The sequence below is a fragment of the Corallococcus macrosporus DSM 14697 genome (genome assembly GCF_002305895.1).
Lineage (GTDB): Bacteria > Myxococcota > Myxococcia > Myxococcales > Myxococcaceae > Myxococcus > Myxococcus macrosporus.
The window spans coordinates 1,729,676-1,747,584 of sequence record NZ_CP022203.1; the positions used below are offsets into that span (position 1 = coordinate 1,729,676).

Consider the following 17,909-nt stretch of genomic DNA (forward strand, 5'->3'; position numbering starts at 1 on the left):
CCGGTAGCGTTTCACCCACCTTGGGGGACGCAATGGGGGCAAAGGCCGCAGTGGAATCGGGGGTCGTTCGTCAGCGTCGGCAGGTCCGCATCCGCAAGGCGGACATCAAGCGTGGTCAACGGATGAAGGCGGCGTTCGCCGTGTTCCGCTTCTGCCTCTACGGCATGGTGGGGCTCAGCGCCGAAATCTTCTTCTACAACCTGGTGCGGATTGCCCAGCATGTGCCGTTGCTGGAGGCGCTCTTCCGTTTCCAGTGGCGCGTGGATGACCGGCTGGGGCTCAACGCCATCTGGGACACGCCCATCGCGACGGCGTATGGACAGTGCTCGCTGTGGATGTTCGCCATCTATGGCGTGGCGTGCTTCTTCTTCATCGAGCCGCTGTACCGCTGGATGCTGTACCAGCACACCGGCCTGCGCGCGGCCGTGTACGGGGTCGTCATCCTGCTCTTCGAGGGCTTCTCCGGCGTCATGCTGGAGCGGCTCACCGGCTACCGCATCTGGTACTACGCGGATGCGGGCGCCATCCTCTGGGAGATGACCTCGCTCTACATCCTGCCCATCTGGATGGTGACGGGGCTGCTGGCGGAGTTCATCTACAGGGAGTTGATGGACCCCGACCTGCTGGCCGCCTTGGAGTCGCCGCTGCCGGCCACGCCGGAGGAGACCGAGGCCTCGTTCCAGTTGATACGGTAGACGCAGGCGTGGCCGTCGTAGCCGGACATCTCGATGAGGATGTCCTGAGCGCCGGCCACCTTCAGCCCCGCGTGGATGATGCCCGCGGTGAAGGCGGGGTAGGGGCCTACCTCGTTCATCCACAGCTCGAACTGGCAGGGGCCCAGCTCGCGCAGCTTCGACTCGGTGTAGTTGTTGCCCGCGCGGAAGTTCTGCGTGGCCCGCATCAGCGTCCGCCGGGGCCCCAGCACGCGCAGCAGTGACAGGACGGCGCGTCCCAGCATCGTCTCGCGGAAGCCCTCGATGTAGGCTTCGCCCAGCTTCCAGGTGCCCTGCTCGAGCGGGAGCTGGGGGAAGAGCTCCTCCGCGGCGATGCGCAGGAACGTCATCCACGCATCGAAGGCGTAGGCCGGACGGAGCTTCTGGTCCAGGTCGAGCCCTGCCTGACGCAGCCGCGCCTTGCACTCGGGCGTCAGGCGCCCGTGCAGGGCCCGCAGGAACAGGGCTTCGATGGTCTGCTCGAAAATGAGAAGCTCGTCGGCCATGAGGAGTGAACTCTAGCCGACGAGCTTCTCGATGTGAACCACGTACCCACCCGGAGCGTAGGCTCCGTCAGAGGCGTCTCAGGGCGTGGGGGCGGGGGGCGGCGTCGGCGTGTCGACGGAGGTCCCCTGGATGATGGCGTTCTGCGGGAGCTCCGTGGCCATGCCGAGCACCTTGGCGCCAGCGGCCTTCGCGCCGTCCAGCGCAGTGATGAGCCGGCCGTAGTTGGTGGCGTCATCCGCCATGAAGAAGACGACCTTGTCGTCCGCCTTCTTGGCGGCCAGCATGCGCTTGAGCCGGTTCACGTAGTCGGCCTGCGGAATCTTCTCCGTGTTGATGGAGTAGCCGCCGTCCTTGTCCAACTGCACCACCAACTGCTGGTCGTCCGGGTCGGGAGGCGTCGGCTCCTGTTCGACCTCGGTGTCCGGCACACGCACCACGATGTCCTTCTCGAGGAGCGGGGTGACGACCATGAAGATGATGAGGAGCACCAGCACCACGTCGACCAGCGGCGTGACGTTGATCTCCGAGTTCGGCTGCGCCTGGGGCTTGACCCACTGCCGTTGCTTGCGTCCGGCCATTACTTCTTCTCCTCGACGCCCAGGGAGATCTGCTTGGCCTTGGACTTACGGGCCACGTCCAGCACCTTGCGGACGTCACCGACGCTGAGCGCGTTGTCGCCCTTCAGCAGGATCTTCCTGCCTGGATCCTTCAGCATCTCTTCGGTGAGCTTCTCCTGAAGCCCCTTCTCATCCACCTGGTCGTTCTCCACGAACACCTTCTTGTCCGGGGTGATGGAGAGGATGACGGGGTCGGCTTCCGTCTTTTTGCCTTCCTTCTCGATCTCGGTGGCCTTCGGGAGCTCCACGGACTTGCCACGCTGAAGCATCGGGGTGACGACCATGAAGATGATGAGGAGCACCAGCACCACGTCGACCAGCGGCGTGACGTTGATGTCGCTCTTGACGCCCCCTTTGGGGCCTGCTGACATTCCCATGTCTTTACCTGTTTCCTGGTAAGGAGGTGCCCGCCTTCACGGTGCGCCTCCAGCCCCCCGAAGAAGGGCTGGAGACGGGCTCACCGTGAAGGGCATCGGGTCGTCCCCGGCTCGCCCGTGCCTGCTCAGGCCGCGTTTGAGGAGTGGGCGCCACCGCCGAGGTGGCGGGCCACGACGTCCAGGAACTCGTTGGACGACTCGGAGATGTCCACCGAGCGCGCGTCCACCCAGCCCTGCAGGAAGTTGTACGCCATCACCGCGGGGATGGCGACGAGCAGACCGAAGGCCGTGGTGATGAGCGCCTCGGCGATACCGGCGGAGATGGTGCCGAGACCACCGGAGCCGGCCGCGGCCATGAGCTGGAAGGCGTTGACGATACCCATCGTCGTGCCGAGCAGACCGACGAACGGCGCCGTCGAGCCGACCGTGGCGAGCAGGCCCAGGCCGCGCTTCATGCTCTGGACCTCGCGCTGCGCCTGACGCTCCAGCGCGCGGGCCACGGACTCCACCGCCACGTCCTTGTTGTTCGGGCTGATCCGGTACGCCGTCAGACCGGAGTTGATCACGCGGCCCAGGTGGCCCACGTCCTTGCCCAGGTTGGTGTTGGCGGCCGTGTTCAGGTCGCCCTTGGCCAGGATGGCACCCATCTTCGCGGCGAAGTTGCGGCTGTCGGACCGCGTCTTGCGGAAGACGATCATGCGCTCCGCCATCACGACCAGCGAGGCGATGGACATGATGCCCAGGGTGAAGATGACCGAACGGGCGAAGAGGCCCGTGTGCGCCCAGATTTCTGCGAGAGTGAATTGCATGGTTGGGTTGAGCGCTCCTCCTCACGAGCGCGGGGTAGTCGGCGATACGGCTCTAAACGACGCGCCCGGACTCAGCGCGGCAGCTTGAAGTTCAGGGTGAAGGTGTAGTCCACCTGCACAGGACGTCCCTGGAACGTGACCGGCTTGTAGCGCGACGACGTCAGCGCGTCCAGGACGCTCCGGTCCATGTGGGGCAGGGGCTTGATGATCCGGCAGTTCTCCACTCGACCTTCCACGGTGACGACGCACTTCACGATCATCGTTCCCTGGACGCGAGCCTCGAGCGCCTCGCGAGAGTACCCGGGCTGAGGACCGGACAGCTTCTCCGGACGGGTCATGCCCGCGCCGAAGGGGAGCACGTCGGTTCCCGTTCCGCCGAGCTGGCCGCCCACCACGCCGCCAATCACACCACCGACCACGCCACCGACGACGCCACCCACCACGCCGCCTTCCACGCCGCCCTCGACGGCCTCTTCGCTCGCCTCTTCTTCATCCGCGGGAGGCTCTTCGGAGGGCTCCACTTCCTTCGGGGCCTCCTTCGGAATCTCCTTCGGCTGGACGATGGCGTCCGGCTTCTTGGGCTTCTTCGGCTGCGTCTTCGGCTTGCTCGAGGAGGCGGGAGGAGGCGGAGGAGGCGGAGGTGGCGGAGGCGGAGCCATGGTCGCCTTCAGCGTGACCTCAATCTCCTTCTCCTCCTCGACGGGCGGCCGCGTCGACAGCCAGATGGAGAGGCCGAACAGCGCCACATGGAGGATAACCGAGACAGTGGCCCCGACGCCGAACCGCGACTTGGGCCCCTGACCACGGTCAAGGACTGAATCGAACATGCACTAGACTCCTCTTCACCAGTGGACACCCATCGACGACGCCCCGCCCGGATGAAAGGGCGCGCTACCATACAGAAACGCGTTCCGGGTTCAAGCAAGCATGGTCGACGGTAGCGGCATGATCGGGCAATTGCCCCACTGGTTACCAAAAAGCAACGGTCTATTGACAACTGCTAGACCTCGGCTATTTTCCCGGGTCATTTTCACTTGCAGCCCACCTTGGAGGGGTCTGGTATGCACTTGAACCGAGTGCTCCGGGAAACCGGAGTTGTTGTCGCCGCAGGTCTGCTGTACGGATCGGCGGCTTTCGCCCAGTCGAGCGTGATCATCGGTACCGTGATCGACGCTCAAAGCCGGCAGCCTGCCGCTGACGTCGTGGTGACCGCGACCTCGCCCAACCTTCAGGGCGAGCAGACGGTCGTCACGGACGCCCAGGGTAACTACCGCATCCCCCAGTTGCCCCCCGGCGACTATACGCTGCGGTTCGAGAAGGAGCAGTTCAAGCCTTACGCCCGCTCGGCCATCCAGCTCCGCCTGAACCGCACCATCCGCGTCAACGTGGAGCTGCTCCCTGAGGCGCTCGGTGAGGATATTGTCATCGTCGGCGCGCCCCCGACCATCGACGTGGGCTCCACGACGATGGGCGTGAACGTCGATCAGGAGTTCATCAAGCGCATCGCCGTTGCGCGTCCGGGTGGCAAGGCCGGCGGCACCCGGTCCTTCGAGTCCCTGGCCGAGCTCGCGCCTGGCGCCCAGAACGACGACTACGGCGTGTCCATCAACGGCTCGACCTCGCCTGAGAACGGCTACGTGGTGGACGGTCTGTCCACGAACGACCCGGCCTTCGGCGTGAACGCCAGCCCGCTGAGCATCGAGTTCGTGCAGGACGTGAACATCATCACCGGCGGTTACATGCCGGAGTTCGGCCGGTCCACCGGCGGCGTCATCAACGCGGTCACCCGGTCGGGCTCCAACGAGTTCCACGGCTCCGTGTTCGCGAACTGGACGCCGGGCAGCCTCGAGGGCACCCGGACGGAGATCCGCCGGGAAGGCACGGTCATCTCCGGTCAGAACCAGCTGAGCAACCTGGGCGACTTCGGTGCCACCCTCGGTGGTCCGATCCTCAAGGACAAGCTGTGGTTCTTCGCCGGCTTCGCGCCGTCGTTCACCCGCTACCAGCACACCCGCACGCTCAACGCGCTGCGCGTGGACGACCAGGGTAACACGGTCACGGACGAGAGCGGCTTCACGCTCGCGGACGCCATCCCCGGCTCCGCGACGAACTACTTCGCCGACTCCCGCTCCATTCAGTACATGGGCAAGTTGACGTACCTCATCAACCAGGACCACAACGTGTCGTTCGCCCTGAACGGCACGCCGACCTCGTCGGGTGGCCTGGGCAAGCTGTCGATCGACCCCCGCTCGGGTGGCCTTCCTGGCGTGCTGGCGTCGCGCCCGGGTGACTTCGGCCTGACGGAGACCAACGCGAACACGACGTCGCTGGCCCTGAAGTACGCCGGTGCCTTCGCGGACAAGAAGGTCCTCGTCGACGCGAACCTCGGCTGGTTCCACCAGACCGCGTCCACGCTGCCGGGTGACGGCAGCAACCTGGGCGACCGCACGGGTCTGGCCGGCTACTCGCGCATGCTGTACAACACCCCGCGCCCGCTGACCTTCTTCGAGGCTCTGCCTGCCGGTCAGGAAAACGCCTGCGGCGCCACCGACGAAGAGCGGATGCTCCGCTGCCCGATCCAGAGCTACACGGTGGGCGGCCCTGGCTTCATGAGCGAGCAGACCCTGGATCGCTACCAGGCGAACGCGAAGGCCACCTACCTGCTGAACGCGCTGGGCACGCACGTGTTCAAGGCCGGTGTGGACGTCGAAATGCTGTCGTTCGACCAGGTCAAGGCGTACGGCGGCGGCGTCTACTACCAGGAGTACGAGGGTGGCTGGACGGGTGGTCAGGGACCGGCGGTCCAGGACTACCGTCGCTACGGCTACCAGACGGGCCCTGATTCGGCTGTCAGCCAGTTGACCCAGATCGCGAAGACCACCAGCACCACGGTGGGTGGCTTCATCCAGGACTCCTGGTCCATCGCGAATCGGGTGACCCTGAACCTGGGCGTCCGCTACGACGTGCAGGCGCTCTACGGCGGCAACGGTGACCTCTCGCTGCTCCTCGGCAACCAATGGTCGCCGCGCATCGGCGCCGTCGTCGACCCGTTCGCCAACGGTCGCGCCAAGCTGTTCGTGAACTTCGCTCGCTACTACGAGCAGGTTCCGCTCAACTTGATGGACCGCGCGTTCCCGGGCGAGAACCGGATCACGTCCGTCCAGCGCATGGCCGCGCCGGGCGAGGGCAGCGCCACTGCGTGCGACCCGTCCAGCTACGAGAGCCAGCAGGCGACGTGCGGCAATGGGAACAACCTGCTCGAGATTCCGGAGAGCAGCCGCAACGTGAACCGCCTCTACACGGGCGGAACGGTCGGTGGCACGCCGGTTGACCCCGACATCAAGCCGCAGTCGTCCAACGAAATCGTGGTCGGTGGTGAGTACGAAGTGCTGGCGAACACCCGCCTGGGTGCGAGCTATACTCACAAGAACATGAACTCGGTCATCGAGGACATGAGCCGCGATGCCGGTGCCACGTACTTCCTCGGCAACCCGGGTAGCGGCTTCGCGCAGGAGTTCCCGACGCCGGTCCGCAACTACGACAACGTCACGGTCTACCTGAACCGTACGTTCTCCGACGGCTGGCTTGCCCAGGCCAACTACACCTGGTCCCGCCTGCACGGTAACTACCCCGGTCTGTTCCGTCCTGAGACGGGCCAGCTCGACCCGAACATCCTGTCGGACTTCGACCTCATCGAGCTCCTCCAGAACCGCACGGGTCTGCTGCCCTTCGACCGTACGCACCAGATCAAGATCTTCGGTGCGAAGGAGTTCAACATCTCGAACGCCCTGTCGGCGAGCCTGGGTGTCTCCTACCGCGGTAACTCGGGTACGCCGATCAACTACTACGGTTCGCACTGGGGCTACGGTCCGGACGAGTCCTTCGTGCTGCCCCGTGGCGCTGGCGGCCGCACGCCGTGGATCAACACCATCGACTCCAACATTGGCGTGAACTACCGCGTCAGCAAGGACAGCGTGGTGTCCTTCACCCTGGACGTGTTCAACCTCTTCAACTTCCAGGGCGTGACCGCGGTGGACCAGACCTACACCCTCCGCAACATCAAGCCCATCCCCAACGGAACGCCTGCCGACCTGGAGAACCTCCCGGGCCGCGTCGAGTTCCAGGATGAGTCTCCGCGTGAGGCGCCGTTCGGTAGCGTTGATGGCGACGTGAACCCGAACTTCAAGAACCCGGCTGGGTACCAGACGCCCCGCCAGGTTCGTTTCGGCATCCGGTACACGTTCTAGTCCCAGGCCCCATCACGGAATCGGAACATCAGTCATATGACCAAGAACATCGTCAACACTGCGTTGGTCCTCCTCGGGACGGGTACCTTGCTGACGGGCTGCGACTTCGAGCAGCCCGCGACCGACTGCTTCGTGCAGGGCTCCACCAGTTGGGCCATGAAGTATGATCTCGTGGATGAGCCGCGGGATGCGAACGGCGACGCATGCGAGCCCGGGGCTCCTCTGGCCGAGCTCGTGGGCGTGTACAAGTTCGTCAACCCGGACACGGACACCGCGCAGCTCGCGCTGCGTCCGGCCGGGCTGGTGGGCAGCGCCGCCGTTGCGGATGAAAGCTCCGAGTCCACCGACCAGACCGCGCTCGGCAGTCTGGGGGAGCAGGACGCGGAGGACTTCTGCACCGCGACCAACTTCAACTCGGCCTTCGTGAACGTGGCCGCGTCTGAAGGCGCGCCAGAGAACACCATCCGCTACGAGTTCTCCAACGTGAGGGTGTACTCGGCGCCGTCTGCTCCGGGAACGCAGATCATGGGGCAGTTCACGTACACGAACAACGGCTGCACCGGGACCTACGTGATGCGGGGCCTGTGGCCGGCGGTGGGTTGCTACACCGACTCGACGGATCCGCTGGAGAGCTGCGGAGAGGGCTCGGGCATGAACCCCGAGGCCGCGGTGATGTGCCAGCCGATCCACCCGGACGATCCGGAAGACCCGACGTACGGCTACTGCGTGCCGGCGAAGGAAATCCCGTCGTTCAAGTAGTCGGAAAAGTCGTCTGCTGAACCGCGCCACCCGACCTGGGTGGCGCACCTCGGCCCCGGCGGTCTCTCCCCACATGGGAGTGGCTGACCGGGGCCGCGGTGTTTAAAAGGCGGGACCAGTCTGGAGGCACATGGAGGGCCGTTACTCACTCATCGAGCGCGTCCGCGCGCTGTTGGCGGACGAAGCGGGCACGCTGTACAAGGCGGCGCCCTACCGGGTGGCCCTCTGCTATCCGAGCCCCTACCACGTGGGCATGAGCTCGCTCGGCTACCAGGCCATCTACCGGGAAGTCCATGAGCACGCCGGGGCGACGGCCGAGCGCGTCTTCCTCCCCGATGACGTGGAGGCCTTCAAGCGCACCCGGACGCCGCTCTTCACCTGGGAGTCCCAGTCCCCCGTTGCCAACTTCGACATGCTGGCCTTCTCCGTGGCCTACGAGCTGGAGCTGACGGGGCTCTTCTCCATGCTGGAGCTGACAGGCGTGCCGCTGCTGGCCGAGGAGCGCCGGGACGGCCGCTATCCGCTCGTGGTGGGCGGCGGCCCGTTGACCTTCTCCAATCCGGATCCGCTGGAGCCCTTCGTGGACGTGCTCGTCCAGGGCGAGGCGGAGGACCTGATTCACCTCCTGGTGGACGCCGCGGCCACCATGGAGCGCGACGCCCTCCTGGCGCACCTGGCCCGCATTCCAGGCTTCCGGGTGCCGGGGCGGGGCGGGGCGCGTTACCACGTGGCCAAGGCGACCGACGCCCGGCTGCCGGCCCGTTCTCAAATCGTGACGCCGCACACCGAGCTGCGCTCGATGTTCCTCATCGAGCCGGAGCGGGGCTGCTCACGGGGCTGTCATTACTGCGTCATGCGGCGCACCACGAACGGGGGCATGCGCACGGTGCCACCGGAGCGGGTGCTGTCCCTGATTCCGGAGCATGCCCGCCGGGTGGGCCTCGTGGGCGCGGCGGTGACGGACCACCCTCGCATCGTCGAGCTGCTCCGGACGATTGTCGAGTCCGGCCGAGAGGTGGGGGTCTCCTCCCTGCGCGCGGACCGGCTGACGCAGGAGCTGGTGGATCAGCTCCGGCGGGGAGGGGCCACCAACCTCACGGTGGCGGCCGACGGCCCGTCCCAGCGGCTGCGGGACATGGTGGACCGGAAGCACTCCGAGGAGCAGATTGTCCGGGCCGCGACCTTCGCCCGCACGGCGGGGATGAAGCAGCTCAAGGTCTACAACGTGGTGGGGCTGCCCACGGAAGAGGACGCGGACATCGACGAGCTCATCCGTTTCACCGCCGAGCTTTCGCGCATCCTCCCGGTGGCGCTGGGCGTGGCGCCCTTCGTGGCCAAGCGCAACACACCCCTGGACGGCGCGCCCTTCACGGGCATCCGCGAGGTGGAAGGGCGGCTGGAGCGCCTGCGCAAGGGCCTGCGGGGGCGCGCCGAGGTGCGCCCGACGTCCGCGCGCTGGGCCTGGGTGGAGTACATGCTGGCCCAGTGCGGCCCTGAGGCGGGGCTGGCGGCCATGGACGCCTGGAAGGCCGGCGGCAACTTCTCCGCATGGAAGAAGGCCTTCGAGGCCCGTGGCTGTGAGCCGTACCTGGCCCGGCGGGTGGAGGATGGCCGGCGCAACCCTGTCCTGTGGCCCACGGTGCCAGGAACCGCGCCCCCGGCGTCCGCCGCCTGACGACGGATTGCACGTCATGGTGCACGTCCGGCCCGGCTTCCGCTAGAAGGCGCGCTGGCGCGCCGATGGCCGGCGTCCAGGGCAGCGGAGATCCAGGTGAGCACGCAGCGAGTGGACAAGTCGTGGCAGCAGAAGGGCCTGAAGGAGTACTCGACGGAGGCCCTGCTCGGGACGCTCGGCCACTACGGCATTGCGGTGGGCGAGGACGACTTCCGCAAGCTGGCGGAGTCGGCCTTCCCACTCGGGATTGCCCAGCAGTGGCGGCCGAAGTGGAAGGGCACCGGCCCCTTCAAGGACTTCATGGTGGCGGCGGCGGTGGAGCTGTGGAGCCGCTGGCTTCCGGACCGCGTGGCACCCATGGAGATGGCGGACACGCTGGCGAACCTGATGCAGCAACTGTCGTTCCTCCTGGGAGGGCGGCAGGACGCGGCGGTGGACGCCGCCTTCGAGAAGATGAACGCGGTGCGCGCGAAGATGCCGCTCGACGAGAAGGGCGCGCCGCAGGAGCGCTTCATGCGTGAGGCGCTGGCGCCCTTCACGGAGAAGCAGGCCGAAATCTTCGACAGCCTCGCCGAGGCGTTGGCGTCCTCCGGCCAGGTGGCGCACGCCGAGGCCTTCGCGGACCTGGAGGAGTTCCTCCTGCCGGACCGCCGTGGCATCTCGAAGGCCATTGTCCGCGCGGCCAAGGGCGAGCTGCAGCCCGCCACCGAGGACATGGTGAAGCTCACCGAGGACACCGAGCGCTCGCCCATCGCCCGCCTGCTGGCGGTGGACGGCCTCATCCACATCAAGGCGCACGGCCAGGCCGCGGCGGCGGCCCGCACGCTGCTCGCGGCGGCGGAGCAGGGCGGCGACCTGCACCTCGCGCTGGACCTCGTCCCCCGCCTGGAGCACGTCTACAAGGCGCAGAACGACCGCGAGTCGCTGATGGAGTTGATGGGCATCGCCGAGCGCCTGGAGGCGGCCCACGACAAGATTCACCCCGGCCACCGCCGTCACCGTCACGGTTGAGCCGCTCGGGTGACAGGGGGCATGCGCCGCCTCCTGTCACCGCCGGTTGACGGGGCCCCGCGGAGGCTCCAGGCGCATGGAGGAGGGCGACACGACGCGCCTCACTCCAGGCCGTTCGGCTCCTGGCCCCGTGGGGATTCGGAGGTGGGCGGGACGTCCTCCACTTCGTTCTTCGCGCCGCCCCTGCGCTTCAGCGGAACGCGAAGCACCCCGGGGACACCTTCCGCCACGTCGCGCACGGAGACCACGGCGCCCACGGTGGTGTAGCGGATGGCGCCCGTCTGCGTGAAGGCGTGCTTGAGCGGGTACTCCTTCGCCCGGGGGAGGAACCACTCGCGCGCCGCCTTCAGGGGCACCACGTGCAGCTCTCCCTGCGAGAGGAAGACGTACACCAGCAGGTCCGCGCCGCTGTAGAGGAAGCAGCCGGGGGTGTCCTTCTCCAGGTTGGACACCAGCTCGAAGAAGTAGCGGCGGCGGGTGGCGTTGCGGTCGCCCTTCACCTCGATGCCGCGCACCTCGCCCGAGGGGAGCTCCCAGAGCAGGTCCACGCCGCGGTGCTGGAAGCGCGGGTCCAACTGCACGTCATGCACGCGCGAGCCCGGCTCTGTCTCCAACATCCACGCGCGGGCGTGCTGCACGGCGCGGTCCGCCGCGCCCTGCACGCCGCGCATGCTGAAGCTTCGTGCCATGTCGTCTCAGCGGCGCAGTTCGACGCCCGTGGCCACCAGCTGCACCTCGCGCGGCTTGCCGTCGGCGCCGCGGGGGACGATGGCGCCCTCCGACTCGTAGTGCTGGGCGCGGCTGTCGCTCAGCTCGGCCACCTTCAGCACGCCTTCCACGCGCGCCTGCGAGCCCGCGGAGTCCAGGGGGACGAAGAAGCCATAGTCCTTGAACGTCACGCGCACGCCCGGCCCCTTGTCCTGGCCGCTCGCCGCCAGCTCCATCCAGCAGCCCTTGCGCTCACAGGCCTTGCGCACCTGGCCCTCGAGCAGCACCGTCTTGCCGTCGTGGGCCTGGGGCCTGGCCAGCACGTCCGCGAGCTTCACCGCCTTGGCGCCCTTGAGCGGCTCGCCGCGGGTGAGCTTCCAGCCAGTGTCCGCGGCCGCCGCGGGCGTGGCCTCGCTCTTCGCCGCGGCCTGGGGGGCCGGGGGGTGGTGACAGTCGGCCTCGGCGGCCTTGCCGGCCTTGGCGGACGTCTTGTCACCCGCGAGGGCGACCAGGGGAACGGCGACCAGCAGCATCAGGGACGTGCGGAGCGTGTTCATACCCCGCCCGCTTAGCCAAAAGTCTTTGCTCCGGCAAGGCGACCCCCGTACTAAAGTCCATCCATCCGCACACGCTGACGAGGTGCGCTTGAAGGTCATCATCCCTCCCCGCAACCGCCGTTTCAGCACCGTGGACGCCCTGGGCCTCGCTGGCGTGGTGGGCCTGCTGGTGGCGCGCTACATCCCGGTGGCCCGCATCATCCCCTTCTGGGGCTGTGTGCTCCGCGAGCAGACAGGCTGGCCCTGCCTCGGCTGCGGCCTGACGCGCGTGGCCGACCGGGTGTCGCACCTCAACTTCGCCGGCGCCTGGGAGGCCAACCCCCTGGGGACGGTGGCGGCCCTCCTGTTCGCCCTGGCGGCGGTGGTCATGGTGCTGCACCTGGTGTTCGCCATGCCCATCCCCCAGGTAGAGTTCTCCCCCCGCGAGTGGAGCGTCCTGGGCGTCCTGGCGCCCATCATCATCCTGGTCAATTACGCCTACGTGGTGGTGAAGACGCGCTTCCCCCACCTGCTGCTGTAGCCTCCCGCTTGTGACCTCCGCGCTCGTCCTGCTGGGCTACCTCGCCGGCTCCATTCCCTTCGGTGTGTTGCTGACGCGGTGGCTGCGCGGCGTGGACGTGCGCAAGGGAGGCAGCGGGAACATTGGCGCCACCAACGTCACGCGCGTGGCGGGCAAGAAGCTGGGCGCGGTGGTGTTGCTGCTGGATGCCGTCAAGGGCGCGCTGCCCGTCCTCCTCGCGGTGCGCCTGCTGCCGGACGCGCCCGCGGTGCACGTGGCGGTGGGGCTGGCCGCGGTGCTGGGCCACATCTACCCGGTGTGGCTGAAGCTCCAGGGGGGCAAGGGCGTGGCCACCGCGCTGGGCGTGTTGCTGGTGCTGGCACCCCAGGCCGCGCTGGCGGCCGCGCTGGTGTACGTCGCCGTCTTCGCCGTGTCGCGGGTGAGCTCGCTGGGCTCGCTGGCGGCGGGGGCCACGGCGGTGGGCACGTCGGCGCTCACCGCGCGGGCCCTGGAGTACGCGGGCCTCTCAGCCCTCCTCTTCGCCCTCATGCTGTGGACGCACCGGGGCAACATCCACCGGCTGGCGCGGCGCACCGAGCGGCGCTTCTGAGCCCGTCTCCGTGTCCCCGCGCGCGCTGCCACCATCCGGCGGACGGTAGCCCAGCAGCGCGCAGGCGATGGGGCCATTCCAGAGGTCCCTCTTCGCCGAGGGGCGCGCGTGGAAGGCGCTCTCGAAGGCGGGGTTGCCGCAGATGACCCACACGCGCCAGCCCGGCACGCGCAGGGACTCCCCCAGCTTGAAGTAGAAGCTCTTCATGCCCTTCTGGCCGCCCGTGCCAATCCGGTCGCCGTAGGGCGGGTTGGTGACAATCAAACCGCCCGTCTCCGGCAGCGGCGGCATCCGGGTCGCGTCGCCTTCAGCGAGCTGAATCTCCTCCGACAGCCGCGCGGCGCGCACGTTGCGGATGGCGGCCTCCAGCGCCTCGGGGTCCTTGTCGAAGCCGAGCAGGGGCACGTCCACCTTCCGCTCGTTGCGGCGTGCATCCGCGCGCATGTCCGTGAGCAGCTCCCGGGCCCGCGCGCCCATCTCCGGCCAGCGCTCCACCGCGAAGTCCCGGTTCAACCCAGGCGCCCGGCGCCGGGCGATGAGGCCCGCTTCGATGAGCAGCGTGCCGGAGCCGCACATCGGGTCCACCAGCCCCTCCGTCCCGGTGTAGTTCGCCGCGCGCAGCACCGCCGCGGCCAGCGTCTCCTTCAACGGCGCGGGCGTGGGGCGCACGCGGTAGCCCCGGCGGTGCAGCGGCTCGCCGCACAGGTCCAGGGAGAGGGACAGCGTTTCGCGGGCGAGGTGCGCCACCACGCGGATGTCCGGGTCGCGCGTATTCACGTCCGGCCGGGCGCCTTGCGTGTCGCGCATCCGGTCGACGATGGCGTCCTTCACCTTGAGGGCCACGAAGCCGGAGTGGCTGTGCTCACTGTCCTTCAGCGTGGCATCCACCGCGAAGGTGTGCTCGGGCGTGAGGTGCTCCTCCCAGGGGATGCTGGCGGCGGCTTCGTACAGGCCCTCCGCGCCCCGTGCCTCGAAGGCGCCCAGCGGGTAGAGCACGCGCATGGCGATGCGGGACCAGAGCGCCACCATCAGCGCCTCGTCGAGCGTGGCCATGAAGCGCACGCCGCCGCGGTCCTGGCGGATGCGGCGGGCGCCGAGCTCCTTCAGCTCGTCGGCCAGGAGGTCCTCGGTGCCGCGGGCGGCGGTGGCGAAAAGGGCAATGCGTTCAGCCATGGGACACCGCCCATAGACGACGCCGGGCCGCTTGGGAATCGGCATCGCGTTTCATGTGCCCACCACCTCGTAGAGGGCGAAGGTGGCGTCCTCCTGCTGGGCGCTCGCCTCCCGGGCCCGCTGGAAGTCCTCGGACTGGAAGTAGGCCCGCATGGCGGCCTTGTCCCGCCAGCGCGTCACCAGCATCAGCTCCGGCGCCGGCTCGAAGGAGCGCAGCACCTCCAGGCCCAGGAACCCGGGGTAGCCGTCCACCGCCCGCGTCCGCGCCTGGAAGCGAGCGACCAGGCGGTCCGCCTCCTCGGGGGCCGGCCGGAAGCGGGAGATGGCGACAATCATGGACACCCCTCGGTGGAAAACAGCGAGGGCGTCCGGGCCGAGCCAGGACGCCCCCATGAAGTGGAACCGCCAGGGGCACCGCCTCCCTTCCAGGAGACGGTGGCCACCCGGGCCTTACATGGCCCCGGCGCCGGGCATGTCGCCCAGGCCCCGGATGAGCACCTCGCGGGGCTTGGCGCCATCCGCCGCGCCCACCACGCCGTCGCGCTCCATCCGCTCAATCATGCGGGCCGCGCGGTTGTAGCCGATGCGCATCTTGCGCTGGAGCATGGAGATGGAGACGGCGCGCATCTCGCTGACCGTGGCGAGCGCCTGGTCGTACAGCTCGTCGGACAGCTCGTCCTCCTCGCCGCCACCTTCCACGTCCTCGTCGCGCGGCTTGAGGATGGACTCGTCGTAGACGGGCTTGCCCTGGGCCTTGAGGTGGTCCACCGCCTTCTTGATTTCGTTCTCCGACACGAAGGCGCCGTGCACGCGCTGCAGGTGCGCGCTGGTGGGCGGCATGATGAGCATGTCGCCCATGCCCAGCAGGGCCTCGGCGCCCACCGTGCCCAGAATCGTCATGGAGTCTGGCTTCGAGCGCAGCATGAAGCTGACGCGCGTGGGGAAGTTGGCCTTGATGACGCCGGTGACGACGTCCGTGGACGGGCGCTGCGTGGCGACCATCAGGTGGATGCCGGCGGCGCGGGCCATCTGCGCCAGACGGGCGACGTAGGTCTCCACCTCGCGGCTGGCCACCATCATCAGGTCGGCGAGCTCGTCGATGATGACGACGATGTAGGGCAGCTTCTGGAGCTGCTTCTTCTCCGGCTCGGCCGGCTCGCTGGCCTCCAGCGCCTCGGTGTCCTCGGGCTCGGCCTCCAGCTCGGGGGCCTCGGCCTCGGGCGCCTGGGGCTCGAGCAGGTCGTCCTCGTCGTCGCGAGGCGCGGCCACGCCCAGGCTCTCGCCGCCCGCGGGCATGGAGGACCTGGGGCTCTCGCCGTCGAGCACGAGCACGTTCTTGGGCTTCGCCTTCTTCTTCGGCGCGGACTCGGTCGCCTTGACCTCCACCGCGGTGCTCTCCACCAGCTTGTTGAAGCCGGCGATGTTGCGCACGCCCGCCTCGGACAGCATCTGGTAGCGGCGCTCCATCTCCTCCACGGCCCAGCGCAGCGCGAGCGCCGCCTTCTTCGGGTCCGTCACCACCGGCAGCAGCAGGTGGGGGATGCCCTCGTAGACGGAGAGCTCCAGCATCTTCGGGTCCACCATGATGAAGCGGACCTCCTCGGGCGTGGCCTTGAGGAGGATGCTCATGATCATGGAGTTCACCGCCACCGACTTGCCGGAGCCGGTGGTGCCGGCGATGAGCAGGTGGGGCGCCTTGGCCAGGTCGAGGACGTACGGCATGCCCTCGATGTCCTTGCCCACGCACATGGTCAGCTTGCTGGCGCCCTTGTTGAACGCGTCCTGCTCGGCAATCTCCTTGAGATAGACGGTTTCACGGTCCTTGTTGGGGACCTCGATGCCGACCACGCCCTTGCCGGGGATGGGCGCGACGATGCGCACGCGCATGGCCTCCATGGCCATGGCGAGGTCGTCCGCGAGCGCGGCGATCTTGCTCACCTTGATGCCGGGCCCCGGGAGGAACTCGTACATGGTGACGACGGGGCCGGGGCGAATCTCCACCACCTCGCCGACGATGCCGAAGTCCGCCAGCTTCGCGCGCAGCTTCTCCGCCGTGGCCAGGTAGGCGTCCTGGTCCAGCGCGGAGCGCTCCTTCTTGTCGCACTCCAGCACGTCGAGCGGCGGCAGCGAGAAGCTCTTGCGGTCCCCGACGAACTCGAACTGGTCCTGGCTCTTCTTGGCGGTGGGCTTGGGCGGGGCCTTGGGCTCCACGATGAGCGGCATGCGCGCCAGCGCGGCGGGCTTCGCCGGAGCGATGTCGGCCGGCGCGGCGGGGGCGGGCGCGGGGGCCACCGGTGCCACGGGCGCGGCGCTGACGGGCGCCACGGGCTCGGGGGCTTCCTCCTCGGCCACGGGCGCGGGCGCCGGGCCGGTGACGATGTTCGGCTTGCGGCGCGAGCGCGGCGGCTCGGAGGACTCGGCGCCGTCGGCGGGCACGAGGTTGGGGGAGGGGGGCAGGAAGGACGCGGCCCAGGCCGGGTCGGCGCTGATGCCCGGGCGCTTCTCCACCTTCGCCGGGGCCTTCTCCGGCAGGGCCAGCACGGGGGCGGGCGCGGGCGGCAGCGAGTCGGCCTCGCGGGCCGGCGGCAGCAGCTTCTTCTCCGCCTTCTCGCGCTCGCGGGACTCCTTGAGCGCCAGCTTCGCGGCGGCGGCCTGCTCCTTCTCCTGCTGCTTGGCCAGACGGAAGGCCTCTTCGGCCATGGCTTCGGCTTCGGCGGCCTCGGCCTCCTCGGCCAGCCGCTCCGCCTCCGCGAGCTCTTCCTCGTCGGCCTCGAGCTGCGCGAGGAAGGCGGCCTCCTCCAGCTTCTCCTGGGCGGCGCGCTCCTGGCGCTCCTGGTAGGCGACCTTCTGGGCTTCCCAGAACGTGTTGAAGGACTCCTGGAAGCGGCGGCCCAGGACGCACATGCCGGCCCAGGCCAGCGAGCACACCTTGAGGAAGGTGTACTGGGTGCCCACGATGAGGGCGGCCGCGCTGATGGCCGTCACCAGGATGACGGTGCCCACGGTGGAGAACAGGCCGGACATGATGCCGCCCAGGCTGGCTCCCAGCGCGCCACCCGGCGGGTGGTCCCAGCCCTTGTCACCGGCGAACATGAGCTGCGCCAGCACGGACACGCTGACCGTCAGCAGCGCCAGGCTGATGATTTGCGGCCCCCGCTTCCGGTCCCGGCTGCCCACGAAGAGCACCATGGCCGTGTAGATGCCGCCCACCGGGATGAGGTAGGCGCACACGCCCAACAGGCCGCGCAGCGACTCCGCGATGAGGTGCCCCATGGGGCCCACCGCGTTGTTGAAGCCCGGGCCCACCCGGTCCTTCGCGTCGAAAGTGGCCACCGCCAGCAGCGCAATCAACGACGCCGCCAGCAGGAACACGCCGGTGATGGCCCGGGTGGCGACGTCTCCGCCCTTGCCGGCCTTCATCCGCTTGTCCGCCAGTGCCCTGCGCCGCGTCGCGATTTCCTGCCGGGACAGGACCGCCTTCTCCGCCCGACCCTTCTTCGCCGTCATGTCCGTCTTCCCTCTGCGCGTCTCAGCCGCGTAGCGGGCTGTAGCAATGCCCGCAGCGAGTGTAGGGAGGGAGGGGGAGCGGTCAATTTTCCAGCCCCGGACGGGGGACCTACATTTCGGCTGCGCCCCTCCCAAGAGGG

Annotated in this window: 17 protein-coding genes; 7 read left to right on the forward strand and 10 right to left on the reverse strand. The window is 68.5% G+C overall.

Annotated elements, in window-relative coordinates; all coding sequences use genetic code 11:
* The first annotated feature begins 20 nt into the window (after window positions 1-20).
* On the forward strand, window positions 21-695 hold the full coding sequence (locus MYMAC_RS07265; RefSeq protein WP_043709000.1) for a hypothetical protein: 675 nt from the start codon (window positions 21-23) through the stop codon (window positions 693-695).
* On the opposite strand, the gene MYMAC_RS07270 is transcribed toward MYMAC_RS07265, so the two are convergent.
* The 5 genes from MYMAC_RS07270 to MYMAC_RS07290 all read right to left on the reverse strand — a co-directional run bounded on the left by MYMAC_RS07270 (window position 596) and on the right by MYMAC_RS07290 (window position 3,850).
* A complete protein-coding gene (locus MYMAC_RS07270) occupies window positions 596-1,219 on the reverse strand; it encodes a DUF2378 family protein (protein WP_013935407.1) in 624 nt (207 codons plus the stop codon). The genes MYMAC_RS07265 and MYMAC_RS07270 overlap by 100 nt on opposite strands.
* Window positions 1,220-1,297: 78 nt before the next feature.
* The gene (locus MYMAC_RS07275; RefSeq protein ID WP_013935406.1) at window positions 1,298-1,798 is read right to left on the reverse strand and encodes an ExbD/TolR family protein; all 501 of its coding nucleotides are present in this window, start codon (window positions 1,796-1,798) and stop codon (window positions 1,298-1,300) included.
* Window positions 1,798-2,214 (reverse strand): ExbD/TolR family protein, encoded by a 417-nt coding sequence (locus MYMAC_RS07280; protein WP_013935405.1) that lies wholly within the window; start codon window positions 2,212-2,214, stop codon window positions 1,798-1,800. The genes MYMAC_RS07275 and MYMAC_RS07280 overlap by 1 nt, the downstream gene beginning before the upstream one ends.
* Before the next feature lie 125 nt (window positions 2,215-2,339).
* A complete protein-coding gene (locus MYMAC_RS07285; RefSeq protein ID WP_013935404.1) occupies window positions 2,340-3,023 on the reverse strand; it encodes a MotA/TolQ/ExbB proton channel family protein in 684 nt (227 codons plus the stop codon).
* A gap of 71 nt (window positions 3,024-3,094) precedes the next feature.
* On the reverse strand, window positions 3,095-3,850 hold the full coding sequence (locus tag MYMAC_RS07290) for an energy transducer TonB (protein ID WP_043708995.1): 756 nt from the start codon (window positions 3,848-3,850) through the stop codon (window positions 3,095-3,097).
* A 234-nt stretch (window positions 3,851-4,084) separates the two neighbouring features.
* Here MYMAC_RS07290 and MYMAC_RS07295 point away from each other — a divergent pair, with 234 nt between their 5' ends.
* From MYMAC_RS07295 to MYMAC_RS07310, 4 genes are all read left to right on the forward strand, one after another.
* Complete coding sequence (locus MYMAC_RS07295; protein WP_043708993.1) at window positions 4,085-7,270, forward strand: TonB-dependent receptor; 3,186 nt, start codon at window positions 4,085-4,087, stop codon at window positions 7,268-7,270.
* 36 nt (window positions 7,271-7,306) lie between these two features.
* Window positions 7,307-8,029, forward strand: a complete 723-nt coding sequence (locus tag MYMAC_RS07300; protein ID WP_013935401.1) for a hypothetical protein — start codon at window positions 7,307-7,309, stop codon at window positions 8,027-8,029.
* A gap of 130 nt (window positions 8,030-8,159) precedes the next feature.
* The gene (locus MYMAC_RS07305; RefSeq protein WP_095957545.1) at window positions 8,160-9,704 is read left to right on the forward strand and encodes a radical SAM protein; all 1,545 of its coding nucleotides are present in this window, start codon (window positions 8,160-8,162) and stop codon (window positions 9,702-9,704) included.
* Between the two features lie 96 nt (window positions 9,705-9,800).
* Window positions 9,801-10,715, forward strand: a complete 915-nt coding sequence (locus tag MYMAC_RS07310; RefSeq protein WP_239989394.1) for a hypothetical protein — start codon at window positions 9,801-9,803, stop codon at window positions 10,713-10,715.
* 101 nt (window positions 10,716-10,816) lie between these two features.
* Here the strand turns inward: MYMAC_RS07310 and MYMAC_RS07315 are convergent, their stop codons facing one another.
* Together MYMAC_RS07315 and MYMAC_RS07320 are read right to left on the reverse strand one after the other, a co-directional pair.
* Window positions 10,817-11,404, reverse strand: a complete 588-nt coding sequence (locus MYMAC_RS07315; protein ID WP_043708992.1) for a hypothetical protein — start codon at window positions 11,402-11,404, stop codon at window positions 10,817-10,819.
* A 6-nt stretch (window positions 11,405-11,410) separates the two neighbouring features.
* Window positions 11,411-11,980 carry a DUF4920 domain-containing protein gene (locus MYMAC_RS07320; protein ID WP_013935397.1) on the reverse strand — a complete coding sequence of 190 codons (570 nt, stop codon included), beginning with the start codon at window positions 11,978-11,980 and terminating at the stop codon, window positions 11,411-11,413.
* 88 nt (window positions 11,981-12,068) lie between these two features.
* Between MYMAC_RS07320 and MYMAC_RS07325 the strand changes: the two genes are divergently transcribed.
* A complete protein-coding gene (locus MYMAC_RS07325) occupies window positions 12,069-12,500 on the forward strand; it encodes a DUF2752 domain-containing protein (protein ID WP_170114708.1) in 432 nt (143 codons plus the stop codon).
* Window positions 12,501-12,510: 10 nt separating this feature from the next.
* The gene (gene plsY, locus MYMAC_RS07330; protein WP_013935395.1) at window positions 12,511-13,089 is read left to right on the forward strand and encodes a glycerol-3-phosphate 1-O-acyltransferase PlsY; all 579 of its coding nucleotides are present in this window, start codon (window positions 12,511-12,513) and stop codon (window positions 13,087-13,089) included.
* Here the strand turns inward: plsY and MYMAC_RS07335 are convergent.
* The 3 genes from MYMAC_RS07335 to MYMAC_RS07345 all read right to left on the reverse strand — a co-directional run bounded on the left by MYMAC_RS07335 (window position 13,006) and on the right by MYMAC_RS07345 (window position 17,769).
* Window positions 13,006-14,307, reverse strand: a complete 1,302-nt coding sequence (locus MYMAC_RS07335; RefSeq protein WP_095957548.1) for a THUMP domain-containing class I SAM-dependent RNA methyltransferase — start codon at window positions 14,305-14,307, stop codon at window positions 13,006-13,008. The genes plsY and MYMAC_RS07335 overlap by 84 nt on opposite strands.
* Before the next feature lie 6 nt (window positions 14,308-14,313).
* A complete protein-coding gene (locus MYMAC_RS07340) occupies window positions 14,314-14,598 on the reverse strand; it encodes an antibiotic biosynthesis monooxygenase family protein (RefSeq protein ID WP_013935393.1) in 285 nt (94 codons plus the stop codon).
* 114 nt (window positions 14,599-14,712) lie between these two features.
* Entirely contained in the window at window positions 14,713-17,769 is a 3,057-nt protein-coding gene (locus MYMAC_RS07345; protein ID WP_204817451.1) for an FtsK/SpoIIIE family DNA translocase, read from the reverse strand.
* Window positions 17,770-17,909: the final 140 nt, after the last annotated feature.

Excerpts from the sequence above, each read along its gene's own strand:
- MYMAC_RS07270 (WP_013935407.1), bottom strand. The coding sequence starts at position 1,219 with ATGGCCGACGAGCTTCTCATTTTCGAGCAGACCATCGAAGCCCTGTTC.
- MYMAC_RS07275 (WP_013935406.1), bottom strand. The coding sequence starts at position 1,798 with ATGGCCGGACGCAAGCAACGGCAGTGGGTCAAGCCCCAGGCGCAGCCG.
- MYMAC_RS07280 (WP_013935405.1), bottom strand. The coding sequence starts at position 2,214 with ATGGGAATGTCAGCAGGCCCCAAAGGGGGCGTCAAGAGCGACATCAAC.
- MYMAC_RS07285 (WP_013935404.1), bottom strand. The coding sequence starts at position 3,023 with ATGCAATTCACTCTCGCAGAAATCTGGGCGCACACGGGCCTCTTCGCC.
- MYMAC_RS07290 (WP_043708995.1), bottom strand. The coding sequence starts at position 3,850 with ATGTTCGATTCAGTCCTTGACCGTGGTCAGGGGCCCAAGTCGCGGTTC.
- MYMAC_RS07295 (WP_043708993.1), top strand. The coding sequence starts at position 4,085 with ATGCACTTGAACCGAGTGCTCCGGGAAACCGGAGTTGTTGTCGCCGCA.
- MYMAC_RS07300 (WP_013935401.1), top strand. The coding sequence starts at position 7,307 with ATGACCAAGAACATCGTCAACACTGCGTTGGTCCTCCTCGGGACGGGT.
- MYMAC_RS07305 (WP_095957545.1), top strand. The coding sequence starts at position 8,160 with ATGGAGGGCCGTTACTCACTCATCGAGCGCGTCCGCGCGCTGTTGGCG.
- MYMAC_RS07315 (WP_043708992.1), bottom strand. The coding sequence starts at position 11,404 with ATGGCACGAAGCTTCAGCATGCGCGGCGTGCAGGGCGCGGCGGACCGC.
- MYMAC_RS07320 (WP_013935397.1), bottom strand. The coding sequence starts at position 11,980 with ATGAACACGCTCCGCACGTCCCTGATGCTGCTGGTCGCCGTTCCCCTG.
- MYMAC_RS07335 (WP_095957548.1), bottom strand. The coding sequence starts at position 14,307 with ATGCCGATTCCCAAGCGGCCCGGCGTCGTCTATGGGCGGTGTCCCATG.
- MYMAC_RS07340 (WP_013935393.1), bottom strand. The coding sequence starts at position 14,598 with ATGATTGTCGCCATCTCCCGCTTCCGGCCGGCCCCCGAGGAGGCGGAC.
- MYMAC_RS07345 (WP_204817451.1), bottom strand. The coding sequence starts at position 17,769 with ATGACGGCGAAGAAGGGTCGGGCGGAGAAGGCGGTCCTGTCCCGGCAG.